The organism is Streptomyces sp. NBC_01320 (genome assembly GCF_035974375.1).
GTDB lineage: Bacteria > Actinomycetota > Actinomycetes > Streptomycetales > Streptomycetaceae > Streptomyces > Streptomyces yanii.
In genome coordinates this window covers 10,809,915-10,823,250 of sequence record NZ_CP108390.1, presented here as the reverse complement: position 1 = coordinate 10,823,250, position 13,336 = coordinate 10,809,915, and the positions used below count along the sequence as shown (strand labels likewise).

The 13,336-nt window shown below is 66.1% G+C and carries 9 protein-coding genes and 4 pseudogenes; 6 read left to right on the top strand and 7 right to left on the bottom strand.

Features of this window, described 5'->3' with window-relative positions:
- Positions 1-53: 53 nt before the first annotated feature.
- Positions 54-1,481: an IS1182 family transposase gene (locus tag OG395_RS49465; RefSeq protein ID WP_442818744.1), complete on the bottom strand. Its 1,428-nt coding sequence runs from the start codon at positions 1,479-1,481 to the stop codon at positions 54-56.
- Between the two features lie 772 nt (positions 1,482-2,253).
- Between OG395_RS49465 and OG395_RS49460 the strand changes: the two genes are divergently transcribed.
- Positions 2,254-2,805: a 2'-5' RNA ligase family protein gene (locus OG395_RS49460; protein ID WP_327248759.1), complete on the top strand. Its 552-nt coding sequence runs from the start codon at positions 2,254-2,256 to the stop codon at positions 2,803-2,805.
- 48 nt (positions 2,806-2,853) lie between these two features.
- Here the strand turns inward: OG395_RS49460 and OG395_RS49455 are convergent, their stop codons facing one another.
- Positions 2,854-3,378: a hypothetical protein gene (locus OG395_RS49455; protein ID WP_327248758.1), complete on the bottom strand. Its 525-nt coding sequence runs from the start codon at positions 3,376-3,378 to the stop codon at positions 2,854-2,856.
- Positions 3,379-3,532: 154 nt separating this feature from the next.
- Positions 3,533-3,844: a hypothetical protein gene (locus OG395_RS49450; RefSeq protein ID WP_327248757.1), complete on the bottom strand. Its 312-nt coding sequence runs from the start codon at positions 3,842-3,844 to the stop codon at positions 3,533-3,535.
- Between the two features lie 140 nt (positions 3,845-3,984).
- Between OG395_RS49450 and OG395_RS49445 the strand changes: the two genes are divergently transcribed.
- Both OG395_RS49445 and OG395_RS49440 read left to right on the top strand, forming a co-directional pair.
- Positions 3,985-4,992 carry a DNA-directed RNA polymerase subunit alpha gene (locus OG395_RS49445; RefSeq protein ID WP_327248756.1) on the top strand — a complete coding sequence of 336 codons (1,008 nt, stop codon included), beginning with the start codon at positions 3,985-3,987 and terminating at the stop codon, positions 4,990-4,992.
- Between the two features lie 13 nt (positions 4,993-5,005).
- Positions 5,006-5,173, top strand: a pseudogene (locus tag OG395_RS49440) (ATP-binding protein); the annotation flags it as partial.
- 50 nt (positions 5,174-5,223) lie between these two features.
- Here the strand turns inward: OG395_RS49440 and OG395_RS49435 are convergent.
- From OG395_RS49435 to OG395_RS49425, 3 genes and pseudogenes are all read right to left on the bottom strand, one after another.
- Positions 5,224-6,126 carry a hypothetical protein gene (locus OG395_RS49435; RefSeq protein ID WP_327248755.1) on the bottom strand — a complete coding sequence of 301 codons (903 nt, stop codon included), beginning with the start codon at positions 6,124-6,126 and terminating at the stop codon, positions 5,224-5,226.
- Positions 6,127-6,622: 496 nt separating this feature from the next.
- On the bottom strand, positions 6,623-7,963 hold the full coding sequence (gene ltrA / locus OG395_RS49430) for a group II intron reverse transcriptase/maturase (protein ID WP_327241363.1): 1,341 nt from the start codon (positions 7,961-7,963) through the stop codon (positions 6,623-6,625).
- Positions 7,964-8,517: 554 nt separating this feature from the next.
- Positions 8,518-9,636 (bottom strand): annotated as a pseudogene (locus OG395_RS49425) (IS701 family transposase); the annotation flags it as partial.
- A 344-nt stretch (positions 9,637-9,980) separates the two neighbouring features.
- Between OG395_RS49425 and OG395_RS49420 the strand changes: the two are divergent.
- Positions 9,981-11,006 (top strand): annotated as a pseudogene (locus OG395_RS49420) (ISAs1 family transposase); the annotation flags it as partial.
- A gap of 248 nt (positions 11,007-11,254) precedes the next feature.
- Here the strand turns inward: OG395_RS49420 and OG395_RS49415 are convergent.
- Positions 11,255-12,454 (bottom strand): RNA-guided endonuclease InsQ/TnpB family protein, encoded by a 1,200-nt coding sequence (locus OG395_RS49415; RefSeq protein WP_327248753.1) that lies wholly within the window; start codon positions 12,452-12,454, stop codon positions 11,255-11,257.
- Between the two features lie 49 nt (positions 12,455-12,503).
- Here OG395_RS49415 and tnpA point away from each other — a divergent pair, with 49 nt between their 5' ends.
- Entirely contained in the window at positions 12,504-12,932 is a 429-nt protein-coding gene (tnpA, locus tag OG395_RS49410) for an IS200/IS605 family transposase (RefSeq protein ID WP_327248752.1), read from the top strand.
- Between the two features lie 18 nt (positions 12,933-12,950).
- Positions 12,951-13,316 (top strand): annotated as a pseudogene (locus OG395_RS49405) (Tn3 family transposase); the annotation flags it as partial.
- Between the last annotated feature and the right edge of the window lie 20 nt (positions 13,317-13,336).

Below are 13,336 nucleotides of genomic sequence, written 5' to 3'. Positions count from 1 at the left end.
CCTGGTTATGTCGGCTTGGGGATCGGCCTGAAGGGGGCCGTTGACCGGGCTGGTCAGCTGATCGCCGCGGCGAGTCCTGCGGTTCCGGCGTGTCGGAAGATCTTGCGGAGGTTGTGGCAGGCGGCCAACAGTCGCCACTCGCCGCGGGCTCCGTCCTCACCGCGCAGGAGGAGTTGGCGGCCGTTCTGGCAGGTCATGATCTGGCCGAAGACGGGTTCGACGATGGCTTTGCGGCGGCTGTAGGCGGCCTTGCCGGGCTTGGTCCGCAGTTTGCGGGCCATGCGCTCCTTGAGGGTGGCGCTGGCAGGGATGCGTCCGCGGGGCGCGGGCGGGACCTGTTCGTCGTGGCCGAGTCGGCCGGTGGCCATGAACGTGTCGGTGCCGCAGGCGAGTTGGCGCTCTTGGGCGGCTTCCAGGTTGGTTTCGGAGCAGTAGCCGGCGTCGACGAGGGCCTGCTTGGGGTGGACGCCGGTGTTCTGCGCGGACTGGTCGAGCATCGGGGTGTAGTTCAGCGCGTCCGAGGCGTTGGTAGTGATGTCGGCGGCCGTGATGACCTGGTGCTTTTCATCGACGACAGCTTGGGCGTTGTAGGCCTGGATGTAGGCGCCGTCGCTGTTCTTCATGATCCGCGAGTCGGGGTCGGTGAAGTTGGCCTGGGCCTTGGGCTTGGGCCGGACCTTCGCGGCGGCCTTCTGCCCGGCGTCGGTGACGGCCCGTTCGTCGCTGGTCCCGGCGCGCTCCTGACGGCGGCGTTCCTTGTCCTCGGCGTGGCGGCGGGCCTTGTCGGCAGCCTCGGCCTCGATCTGCGCGCGGGCGGCCTGCAGCCTGGCCAGGCGCTTCTCACGCCGGTCCAGCTCGGCAGGCAGGTCGGCCTCTTTGCCGTCCACGCCGAACCGGGCATCTTCGGTGGTATCGACTGCTTCGGCGTCGTCCAGCAGGGACCGGGCCGCGGCCTCCAGGGCGGCGATCTCGGCTTCGATCTGCTCTTCCTTGCCGATCAGGCGGCCGTAGCTCATCGCCTTGTGTTTGGAGGCGCTGGCCTCCAGCTTGGTGCCGTCCAGCGCGACGCGGCCCATCTTGACCATGTCCAGCTTCCGCGCCAGGTGCAGCGACTGCAGGAACAGGCCGGCGAGCGCGTCCAGGTGGCGGCGGCGGAACCGGGCGATCGAGCGGAAGTCCGGAGTCTGGTCGGCGGCCAGGAACCGGAACGCGACGTCATCGACACACTTACGCGTGATCGCCCGCGAGGAGCGCACCCCGGTGGTGTAGCCGTAGATCAGCAGCCGCACCATCAGCCGCGGGTCGTAGGGCGGGTAGCCGCGCTTTTCGGTGTAGTCGGCCAGGATCGGCGACAGGTCGAGCACCTCGTCGACCAGGTCGGCGACGAACCGGGCCAGGTGGTCCTCCGGCAGCCAGTCCTCCAGCGACGGCGGCAGCAGCAGGACCTGGTGCGGGTCGAACGCCCGGAACGTCTTGTCCACCGCCGCGGGACGACCCTGCGGCTGCTTCTTCTCACCCGGCTCGATCTCGAACAGCCCATCCCGATCACGCATACCGTGATCATCCCGCACGAATGATCACGAACCGCAGGCGGGGTGCGGGTTACTGGGACACGCTCCTAGCTAGTACGAAGAGGTTCACCGTCTCGATGTAGTGGCGGAACGACGCCCAGGGGATCCGGTTCTCCGCGACCGCCGTAGCGCCCTATACGCCGTCGCCGTCCGCCCGCATGGTGTACCTGCCCTGGGCGCGCGCGTACCTGGTCATCTGTCGCACTCGGTACTGATGTGGTTCACCCACCCGCCCGCGAGGCTCCCCAGAACTGCCCCCAGGCCTGGCATGGCCGCCACTACCGTCACGCCCTTGGGCACCTCGAGCATCAGGAGAAGAACGAGAACGGGCCACCGTGATCAACCCGGCGATCAATGGAAGACGCCACGGTACGGGGGGACTGGTCCGCGTCCGCGCACGCAATGCCTCGGCCATCTCGGCCCGGATCGGCAGATAGGCCAGCTCAACCCAGGCCGGCCCCGCACCCGCGGGGATGGTCCCAGGGTGGCTTCGTTCACTTCAACCGACAGCGTTTGTTCGTGGGTTCCGCGGCGTTCAGTGATCACCGGCACTCTGGATGTTCAAGGGAAATAGCGGCAGCGTCTTGGTCTTCGCGCTCGTCGACCTGCTTCGCAGATCGACGTGATCATTCAGCGAAAAGGAGCCGTGCTGTCTGCGGCAGAGGTGACACCATGCGGTGTCATGGCAGATGACAGCACCAGCACGTTTCAGGCGGGCCAGACGGGGCTCATCGTCCGGATCCCGGAGGCAGAGCCGGCCGTCCGCGGGTGGCGTAAACGGCTCGACCCCTCAGCCCAGGCCGGGGTTCCAGCCCACGTCACCGTACTCTTCCCGTTTCTCGATGAGAGCCGAATAGATGCGCTCGTCTACTCCGCTCTCGCGGACGTGCTGGGCGGCCACCAGGCCTTTGACCTGCGGTTCGAGAGGTGTGGACGGCTCCCGGAAGTGCTGTACCTCGTCCCCGAGCCTGACACGCAGTTGCGGCAGCTCACGGAGGCGATCGCTGATCGTTGGCCTGAGGCTCCGCCGTATGGCGGCCGGTTTGCCGAGATCGTGCCGCACCTGACCGCCGCTCAAGGTCAGGAAGACGCCGTCCTGGAGGAGATCGAGGCCGACCTCGCAGGCAGGCTCCCGTTTACCTCTCACGTCGCGTCGGTTGAACTCATAGTGCACGACGGCGTGAAGTGGCAAGAACGGGCGTCGTTCGCACTCGGAGAATGCACCAGGTCATGAGGCTTGGGCTGGTCCGCTGCCCCTTGGCACCATTTGATCCGCAGCGTCTCAGTTGGTGAAGAACTCCTGCAGCATGTCGTCGAGGCAGTCGAGGGTGTCTTCCTGGCTGCTGATGTTGAGTGCGTTCAGCATGTCGATGCACGAAGCGGCGTATCTGCCGAGGTCGACGACTAGGTCGTAGTACTTCTCTTCGTCCTCGTGGAATTTGGTCACCATGAAGTCGGCGACCTGAGCCATTCCGGGTGGCCCGGTCAGCAGCGTCTTGAGCATCCCCACCACGGGACTCAGCGGGCCGCCGCCGTTCTGGGCGACCGACTGCTCAAGCTCACTTATCACCGCTTCTGTCTCCAGGTGACGCTCCTGCGCGAGCCATGACGTCAGACCGGCTGCCGCCACGCCTGTACCGATGGCGAGCCGGTTGACGTGGTCGAGCCCGCCTGCCTTCAAGTCGGCGTCCGCCGCCCGGATGACCACCTGGCATGCGCGGTCGTCGCCACGTGACCGCGCCGGCGGTACAAGGGGGTTCAGGGATGCGCGCACCAGTTCCATCACTGGTTCGTGTAACGAAGTCATGACGTCATCCTCCCCGCCTGCTGACCGGACTCGACGGGTTTTTCCCGAACTCATGCTCTATCGGCCAGTGATGGTTGTTCGGCCCAGCGCGGTGCAGAGCTGGCCCCGTCCTCGAGGGTTTCGACCATGGCTTCGGCGAGAGCTGAGCTGCGGGTCAGCGGCGGGTGACGGTGTAGCCGCTGTCGTTGACAGCGGCGGTCCACACGTCGCGGTCGAACCACTTGGTGATATTGGGCTGCATGTCGGTGATGGTGCGCATCCGGGCCTGCCAGTCGTGCTCGACATCGCCGCGGCTGCCGTCGCACCCGGTGTAGCCGTCCTCACCGTGGATGTGGCCCGCCATCCAGATCCAGGCGTTGACCGCCACGTTGATGATGGCCGCATACAGGTCACCGCCGGTTTGGGCGAGGGAGTCCGGCACCCCAGCAAGGACCAAGGCGAGTTCGGGGTTGTCGATCGGCGGCATCGGGGCCTGCCCGACGCCTTCCTCGCTGAGCTGGCACCTGGCGGCGTCGGCGGTGCGGCCTCATCTGAGGTCGTATTACCGATACTGTGTGGTGTCTACGGCGTCAAATAGCGGGCGCCGAAATCTGGAGGTACCGCCCCATGCTTATCGCTCAGCGTCCGTCGCTGACCGAAGAGGTCGTCGACGAGTTCCGCTCCCGGTTCGTGATCGAGCCGCTGGAGCCGGGCTTCGGCTACACCCTCGGTAACTCTCTCCGCCGCACGCTCCTCTCCTCGATCCCCGGCGCTGCTGTCACCAGCATCCGGATCGACGGTGTCCTGCACGAGTTCACCACCGTGCCGGGCGTCAAGGAGGACGTCACCGACCTCATCCTCAACATCAAGCAGCTGGACCTCTCCTCGGAGCACGACGAGCCGGTCGTGATGTACCTGCGCAAGCAGGGTCCCGGCCTGGTCACCGCTGCTGACATCGCCCCGCCGGCCGGTGTCGAGGTCCACAACCCGGACCTGGTCCTCGCCACGCTGAACGGCAAGGGCAAGCTGGAGATGGAGCTGACCGTCGAGCGCGGTCGCGGCTACGTCTCCGCCGTCCAGAACAAGCAGGTCGGCCAGGAGATCGGCCGTATCCCGGTCGACTCCATCTACTCGCCGGTGCTCAAGGTCACGTACAAGGTCGAGGCGACCCGTGTCGAGCAGCGCACCGACTTCGACAAGCTGATCGTCGACGTCGAGACCAAGCAGGCCATGCGTCCCCGTGACGCCATGGCGTCGGCCGGCAAGACCCTGGTCGAGCTGTTCGGTCTGGCCCGCGAGCTCAACATCGACGCCGAGGGCATCGACATGGGCCCCTCCCCGACGGACACCGCGCTCGCCGCCGATCTGGCGCTGCCGATCGAGGAACTCGAGCTCACCGTCCGGTCGTACAACTGCCTCAAGCGTGAGGGTGTCCACACGGTGGGTGAGCTCGTGGCGCGCTCCGAGGCGGACCTGCTCGACATCCGCAACTTCGGTGCGAAGTCGATCGACGAGGTCAAGGCGAAGCTGGTCGGCATGGGCATGAGCCTCAAGGACAGCCCGCCCGGATTCGACCCGATCGCCGCCGCCTTCGGCGACGCGGACGCGAGCTTCATCGAGACCGAACAGTACTGAACGCTGCGCCGGGTCGCGCGGATCCTTCGGCGGCTGGACCAAGACCTTCACCGACCCCCGCCTCTGCGCAGCCATCGTCGACCGCCTCACCTTCAACGGCACCATCATCGAAACCCGCACCGACTCCTACCGCCTTGCCAGCACCCGAGCCCGAGCCGAGGAACCGGCCAAGGCCGGCTGACCGCTGCAGGCTCCAACTTGATGGTCCTCCACCCGAAGGGCGGAGGACCATCAAGCGCTGTTCCAGGGGATACTCGGCGTGAGCATTTCGTGGATGCAGCGGCGTAGTCCGCTGTTGGAGTCGACCGGTGGGAGCCATGGCACCCGCTGAAGCAGGTCGCTGCGTCGATCGGTACTCGGGTCGGTCAGGAGGGCGCGGAGCGCGTCAGGGACGGGGTCGTCGACCAGGCACAGCCAGGCGAGGCCAGCACCGATGCGGATCTCAGTCGGTCGTCCGGGATCTGACCACAGGTCCCGGGCCCACGCGGGAGCGTGTTCATCCTGGTGTTCGCGGGCGAGTTGGGCGATCGCCAGGATCAAGCTCACCTGGACCACTGGATCGTCTTCCACCGCCAGCCTGCGGTGCAGGGCTGAGGAGACGCGTGGAATCTCGCTGGTCGCCGCCGCCAGGACGAAGGCGGTCGCCGAGCGGACATCGGGATCGGGATCGGGGAGAAGAGGGAACAGGAGGTGCAGGTCGCCCGTGATGGCATCGCGAGCGGCCTCAATCGTCCAGTCCACCGGGCATTCCGTGGTGCCCTCCATCATCAATGGATCCTCGGAGACCTCGAGAAGGCCTTCACGTGATCCGTCTCCAAGGTGCTGACGTCCGATCGCGGCGACCAGGCGAAGGGTTTCCGCGCGGAGCCCGGGGGATCCGGTAGCCGCGATCCGGAGCAGGAACGGCACCGCAAGTGCTCCCACCGCAATCGTGCTGCCCTGATGGTGAAGATCTGTCCACAGGTGCCACAAAGCCTCGCCAGCGGCTTCAGCGTCTCCGGAAGCGAGCGTTGCAAGGAGTCCGGAAATCTCCTCGCCAGGGCCATAGAAATGCGAAAACCGCTGCCAAGGGATCTCGTCGTACTTGAACCCGTCCTTGACCTCTCGCGGGATCGCGCTCACGACCGTACGCATGTCGTAATCCGTGCCTGCCCACGGCTCCGGCCACCTGGACCAACGGTCATCGTCCATAGCCTGACCTTCAGACACCACAGCCCTCCTCCACTCGCCGACCACGCGATCCGTGAACACCTTCGTCAACGACCGGGCCGACACCGCACGCGCGAACCTTGGGTACGCCGTCCGGTCGATCGACGCCACCCGAACCCCCGGCAGCCGTCACCCGCCAGCGCGAGCTCCAGGAGTCTAACGACCAATGGTCAAGAGCGCGGTCCGTTTCTGCCGTACTCCGATGCGCTCCAAGCCTTCGACATCACCTTCGACGGCCGGCTCACCGCCGGACGCCGCTGAACAAAACCGACCGAGTTCCACCGTTCGCTACACAGACCCGCTCCAGCGGCGGTAGTGCTCATCTGCTGGCGGCTGATCGGGTAGGCGGGCCGGTTTGCCCGGCCCGCCCCCCACACCACCGGACATGCGGGCCCGCATCCGGCGGTTCGTCCAGCTGATCTCAGGCGAGCTTCAGGCGGGACCACGAGCCCTTGAACGACTTGTAGCCCTGCGCATCCCAATAGGCTTTATTCATAGCGATTTCCAGTGGTTTCAGGTGGGAGGCCCGCCAGTATCGCTTGCGTTGCACTGCAACGCCTTGCTCCTGGTCTCCAAATTCGTAACCGAGCTTCTGGAGCATGGAGTTCTTGCGCTGACTGGTCTTCCACTGCACCCACTGGGCCTGCCGTAGCCTGCGGCGGGTCCAGTGATCAATCTCCTCGAAAACCCGAAGGCTGTCGGAGAGACTGAAGTAGGCCACCCAGCCGACCGAGAAACGGTTGAGTTTGTCCATCCTGTGGGCCATCGATACGCCCCACGTCCGGGAGGTGACTCGCCGAACGGTGGACTTTAGCCGTCTCACGGCCTTCCGGTCCACCCGGATCTTCACCTGCCCTTTGGCGAGGTAGTACCCGAATCCCAGGAGTGACGTCCACCAGATGGGGCACGCCTTCGACTTCTCACGATTCACCCTCAGTTTCAAGGTCTTCTCAATGAAGGCCGTGACCGAGGCGAGGGTCCGCTGCGCCGCTCGCTCGGACCGGACGAAAATCATCACATCGTCCGCGTACCTCACGAACCGGTGTCCGCGTTTGAAGAGTTCGCGGTCAAGGTCGTCCAGCATGATGTTCGACAGCAACGGGGACAAAGGGGAACCCTGCGGGGTCCCTTCCTCGTTCCTCACCATCACGCCGTCGCTCATAATCCCGGCTTCCAGGTACCGCCGAATCAACTTCAGGACCTTTCTGTCCCTCACCCGGCGAGCCACCCGCGCCATAAGCGCATCGTGATTCATTCGGTCGAAGAACTTGTCGAGGTCCAGGTCCACGGCCCAACGGTTTCTGTCCTGGACGGCCCGGCGACCAACCCTTACGGCTTGGTGGGCCGAACGCCCTGGTCGGAACCCGAACGACGCCCCAGAGAAGTGGGGATCGAAGACGGGCACGAGGGCCTGCGCAATTGCCTGCTGGATCAAGCGATCCAGCACCCGTGGGACACCTAGCATCCGCTCCCCACCATTCGGCTTAGGGATGGTCACCCGACGGACAGGAGCGGGCTTATATGTCCCCGCATCGAGCTCAGCCCATACCTTGGGCCAGTTCTGGGCGATCCATGGCCGGAGTTCATCCGTCGTCATCCCATCAACGCCGGGGGCACCCCGGTTTGCTTCGACGCGCCTGAGCGCCGCGAGAAGGTTCTCCTTCGAGAACACCGTCTCCCAGAGGGAGACCTCGCGGTGATTGTTGTCCGCGTGTAGCGCCGGCTGGTCACTGCGCCCCTTGGGCTGGGCGGTCGTATGCACCGACCCCGTCACCCCAGGGTCTGCCGGGGCAGATTTACGGCGGTCATCGTGACCTGCGCGAGCAGACACCCTTCTTCCAATCCGCTAAACGTTCGGCCCTTCCCGAGTCCTTGTCGGCCTACTGCCTTCCCGTCTCGGTACTATGACCTCTGCTGACTTCTGTCCGGCAAACCAGTGCCATTGCTGGCATCGGTCGTCACAATCCCGGCCGACACACCGTTACAGGTGACACCCGGGCAGACCTCCCCGAATAAGAACAGCAACTTTCCCCGGATCGCCGCCGCATATACTCTGCGTCTTTCTTGGTGAGAACGGGCTTCGATGCAGTCAGCCACCTTGCCCAAGACGCCTAGTACTGCAACCGCATCTGGAGAATGTGGCCTCGGCGTTTGTAGTGGGAGCGGCGGGCTCGGGCCTGGCTGCGTCGTCGGAAGCGTGACCAGTGCAGATGGTGCTCGTTGCTGTGACAGTGGCGCGTGACGACGACGTGGCCCATCAACCGGCGGATCTCCGGGACGCTGAGGGGTATGAGGTCTTGCTCGTCGTCGAGAGTGCCCCTTTGTGGCTTCTGCGGCGCGGATGGCGGTCAGGTAGGCGAGGGCGGCCATGGCCAGGGTGATGTGGCGGTACCAGGCCCGGTAGAGCCGCACCTGGTAGTGGTCCAGACCGCACTCTCCCTTCGCGGTCTGGAAGCACTCCTCCACGGCCCACCTCGCGGCAGCCACTTTGACCAGGTCTTTCAGTCGGGAGGCGACCGGGCCGTAGCAGACGTAGTAGGCGATCTCGCTCGGGTCGCTGACGCTGCGTCGGGCCAGCACCCAGTGCCCGAAGCCGTTCTCCCAGTACGGGCGGATCGCGACACGCGCCCAGTCGTAGATCCGCTCACCGTGCGCGCCGGCCCCGCCGGAGATCCGTTTCCACCGCTGGCGGGGCAGCACGGCGACCAGCTGGTCCACCCGCGCGTCCGCCCCGCGCGCGGCGATCACGGTGTCGTTGACCTTCGTAGCCAGCACGTGCGCGACCCGACGTTCCTCCAGCCACACGCGCAGGTGCTTGACCTGCCCGTATGCCTCGTCAGCGGTGACCCACGCGAACGGGACACCCGCATCGATGGCGCGTTGCAGCATCCACTTGAAGTGCTCGTTCTTGGTCGCGAAGGGAACTCCGTCGTCGATCCCGGCCGCGCGGCAGCGGTCACGGTCATCCGTCCAGGAGACAGGGATGTAGAGCTCGCGGTCGATCAACGCCCGCCCCCTGGCGGAGGCGTAGGCCAGGAATGTTCCGACCTGGCTGTTCTCCGTGCGGCCGGCCGTGCCGGTGTACTGACGCTGGACGCCGGCGGACTTGGTGCCCTTCTTCAGGAAGCCGGTGTCGTCACCGATCAGCACCGCGTCCTTGGCACCGATGGTCTCCACGACGAAGTCCCGCACATCGTCGCGGACCGCGTTCTCGTCCCAGTCGGAGTGGTTGAGCAGCCGCTGGACGCCGTCGGGGCGCAACTGCCCGACCTGCTCCGACAGCGTCCACCCGTTCTTCTTCTCAAGCGGCGCGAGCAACCCGTTCAGGTAGTCCGACGCCCGCTCGCGGGGCTCCGACCTGCCGAAACGATGGGCGAACCGGGCATGGAACCCGGCTATCCCCTCGGACCACGACTCGACCTGCTCAACCGTCAACGATTCATCGCACAGACGGAACAACGAGCCACTCCGCCACCTGTCACGGCAGATGCGGTTGCAGTACTAGCCTCAAATGCGGTTCTTGTACATCGGTACCCGGTTTTGCCTCCGGCTTCCTTCGGACCCCACCTCGCGATGACGCCCTTGCCGTTCGGCTAGCGAGTTAGTCTCACCTCTTCTCGTCGGGACTTTCACCCTTTAGCTGCTGCCCATGTCGGCAGGGCTTCGGCGTAGTCGACGGGCATCCGGTTCATGACGGTCTGGTCGGCCGGGGAGAGCGGAACAGGCACGGCCTCCAAGATCATGGAGTTCTCGACGCCCCGTGACCTGTCTGGAAGACCGTGCCTGCCGAAGCATCATCGCTGATCCCGCCTGCCCTTGACCAACTTCGCGAGCATCCCGAGGCCGCGCCGGAAGAAGTGCCCGGACTGCTGGACCGCCTCACCCAGGTGCCCGATCCGCGTGATCCCCGCGGAGTGCGCCACGCGCTGGTCGGCGTTCTTGCCCTGGCCGCCTGCGCGGTGCTGGCCGGGGCAACGTCGCTGCTGGCGGTCGGCGAATGGATCGCCGACGCTCCGCCCCACGTGCTGGAACAAGTCGGCATGCGACTCGATCCCTTGTTCCCCAAACGGTCTCTGCCTGCGGAAACAACGGTTCGACGACTGCTGGCCCGGATCGACGGCGACACGCTGGACCTGGCGGTCGGCCGCTGGCTCGCCGACCGCCGCAACCGAGCCGAGGGCCGGCTGCGCGGCCTGGCGGTCGACGGCAAGAGCCTGCGCGGAGCGGCCAGGGCCAACGGCCGCAGGATCCACCTGCTCGCAGCCCTGGAGCACACCACCGGCCTGGTCCTGGCCCAGCTGGACGTGCAGGAGAAGACGAACGAAATCACCTGCTTCCAGCCGCTGTTGGAGACCGTGGCCGACCTGGCCGGGGTGGTCGTCACCAGCGACGCCATGCACACCCAGCGCGAGCACGCCGACTACATTCTCGGTCGCGAAGCCCACTACATCGTGATCGTCAAGGGCAACCAGAAGAAGCTCCGCAAGCAGCTCAAATCCCTTCCGTGGACAGAGATCCCGCTGCAGGGCCGGGTGAGGGGCACCGGCCACGGACGCTCGGAGATCCGACGGATCAAGGTGGCCACGGTCAACGGCCTGCTCTTCCCCGGAGCCCGGCAAGCCGTCCAGGTCAAGCGCCGCCGCACCGACCGCAAGACCGGCAAGACCACCATCAGGACCGTCTACGCCGTCACCAGCCTCACCGCCGAGCACGCCAACCCCGCCCAGCTTGCGACCCTGATCCGTGACCACTGGCAGATCGAGGCCCTGCACCACGTCAGAGACACCACGTTCGCCGAAGACGCCTCGCAGCTGCGAACCGGCAACGCGCCCCGCGCGATGGCCACCTGGCGCAACCTCGCCATAGGCGCCCTGCGGCTGGCCGGCGCGACCAACATCGCCGCCGCTCTGCGACACAACGCCCGCAACGCGGACCGCCCGCTCGCCCTGCTCGGGCTCAAGTGATCACGAAACGGACGCCCGACGACTACGCCGAAGCCCTGCCCATGTCGGGCGTACTGACTCCTCCACCCCGTGAACGGGGTGGCTTCTCGCTATGCCGGTTGGGCTTCGCGACGGGCCAGCCCGGCCCGTAGAACGTTGAGAGCACCGACGGTGTCCGCGTGCGCGCTGTGGCCGCACGAGACGCAGTGGAACGTCTCCTGTGTGGGCCGGTTCTCCTTGGTGGTATGCCCGCATTCGGGGCATCGCCGGGAGGTGTTGCGAGGGTCCACGGCCATCACTTCCCGCCCGGCACTCTCAGCCTTTGCGTTCAGGATCGCGAGGAACACCCCCCATCCGGCATCCGATATCGAGCGGTTCAGCCCGGCCTTGGCCGCGGCCCCGTTGGGCAGGAAGCCGCCCGGCTGGTCGGGGTCGGGCTTCGGTTCGGGGGCCTTGCTCATGTTGCGGATCTTGAGGTCTTCGTGCGCGATGAGGTCGTGTTCCCGCACGAGGTCGAGCGCGGTCTTGTGGGCGTGGTCGAGGCGCTGGCGGCGCACCTTGCGGTGCAGGGTAGCGACCTTCTCCACGGTCTTGCGGCGGCGCTTGCTTCCGCGCTTGCACCTGCTCAGTGCCTGCTGAGCTGCTTCGAGCTTCGCTGCGGCCTTTCGCCCGTGACGCGGGTTGGGCACGAACTCGCCGTTCGAGCCGGCGAGGAAGTTGGCAACGCCCAGGTCGATGCCGACCACGCTGCCGGTCGCCGGTAGCGGCTCGGGCTGTTCCTGGTCGGCGGTGAGGATGACGTACCAGCGCCGCCCTTCGCGCTTGACGCTGATCGTCTTGACATGGCCGACCACGGGCCGGTGCTGGTGCACCTTGACGTGCCCGACACCCTGCAGGCGCACCCGCGTGACGGGGTCGTGCGGGGTGGCATCCCAGCGGCAGCCGTCGCCATCCCTGGGGAACTCCACCGTGTCGAACCGGCCAAGTCCACGAAAGCGCGGATAGCCCGGCTTCTCACCGGCCTTGACACGGCGGAAGAACGCCGCGAACGCCTTGTCCAGACGCCGCAGCGTCGCCTGCTGGCTGGAGAACGACCAACGGCCCTGACGCTCCGGGTCGAACGCCCGGATCTCCTTGAGCTGCACGGACTGCTGCCCGTACCGGACCGTCGTCTTCGAGACATGCCGGTAGGCGTCACGACGCTCTTGCAACGCGCCGTTGTAGAGCGAGCAGTGATCGCGCAGCATCTCACCGAGCGCTTGTTCCTGCCGGGCGGTGGGCCGCAGGAGGAACGTGTACGCACGGATCATTCAGCCCACCCCCTCCGACTCGAATCGGCCTTAACCGTAACATTGGTTCATGTCACCACATTGGGAACCAAACCCCTACGTACGGCGCGGCCGTCACGTCGTCCACCACCTCCACGCGCATTTGGTGTTGGTCACCAGGTACCGGCGGACCGTCTTCAACGACGAGATGCTGACACGCTGCGAAGAGATCATGCGAAAGGTCTGCGAGGCCTTCGAGGCGGACCTGATCGAGTTCAACGGCGGAGAAGACCACGTGCACCTGCTCGTGCATCACCCGCCGAAGGTCGCCCCGTCGAACCTGGTCAACAGTGTGAAGGGCGTGTCCTCGCGCCGGCTGAGACAGGAGCTCACCGGCCACGTCAACCAGACCATCATGCACGGCCGCTTCTGGTCCGGCTCCTACTTCGCACGGTCATGCGACGGCGCACCCCTCCACATGGTCAAGGACTACATCGAGAACCAGAAGCGGCCCGACTGAGCACGGCTCCGCGGGCGAGGCACTCCGGAGCGAAACCGCGGCGCTCCGCGCCACAGGGTTCAGGATCGCATTCCCTCCCCGCCTGAAGACGGGGATTCCCTCCGAAGAAGACGGATGGAAGATCAACTAGGGTCACTGGGAATGGTTTTGAACGCGGTAGCCCTCTGGACGACACGCTACATCGACGCCGCCGTCGCCCAGCTGCGCGCCGAGGGCCACGACATCAGGGACGAGGACATCGCCCGGCTGTCCCCGCTCAAGCACAAGAATCTGAACTGCCTGGGCCGCTACAACTTCACCGCCTCCCAGCCCGTCGATGGCCTGCGGCCCCTGCGCGACCCGGACGCCGTCGACCTCGACGATGACGACGGAGAGGAGGAGTGAGCCGGGTGCCGTCCGCACCC

Bases quoted from the DNA above. Each gene is read 5' to 3' on its own strand.
- OG395_RS49450 (WP_327248757.1), bottom strand. From the start codon at position 3,844: ATGCCGCCGATCGACAACCCCGAACTCGCCTTGGTCCTTGCTGGGGTG.
- tnpA (WP_327248752.1), top strand. From the start codon at position 12,504: ATGTCACCACATTGGGAACCAAACCCCTACGTACGGCGCGGCCGTCAC.
- OG395_RS49415 (WP_327248753.1), bottom strand. From the start codon at position 12,454: ATGATCCGTGCGTACACGTTCCTCCTGCGGCCCACCGCCCGGCAGGAA.
- OG395_RS49460 (WP_327248759.1), top strand. From the start codon at position 2,254: ATGGCAGATGACAGCACCAGCACGTTTCAGGCGGGCCAGACGGGGCTC.
- OG395_RS49455 (WP_327248758.1), bottom strand. From the start codon at position 3,378: ATGACTTCGTTACACGAACCAGTGATGGAACTGGTGCGCGCATCCCTG.
- OG395_RS49435 (WP_327248755.1), bottom strand. From the start codon at position 6,126: ATGCGTACGGTCGTGAGCGCGATCCCGCGAGAGGTCAAGGACGGGTTC.
- OG395_RS49445 (WP_327248756.1), top strand. From the start codon at position 3,985: ATGCTTATCGCTCAGCGTCCGTCGCTGACCGAAGAGGTCGTCGACGAG.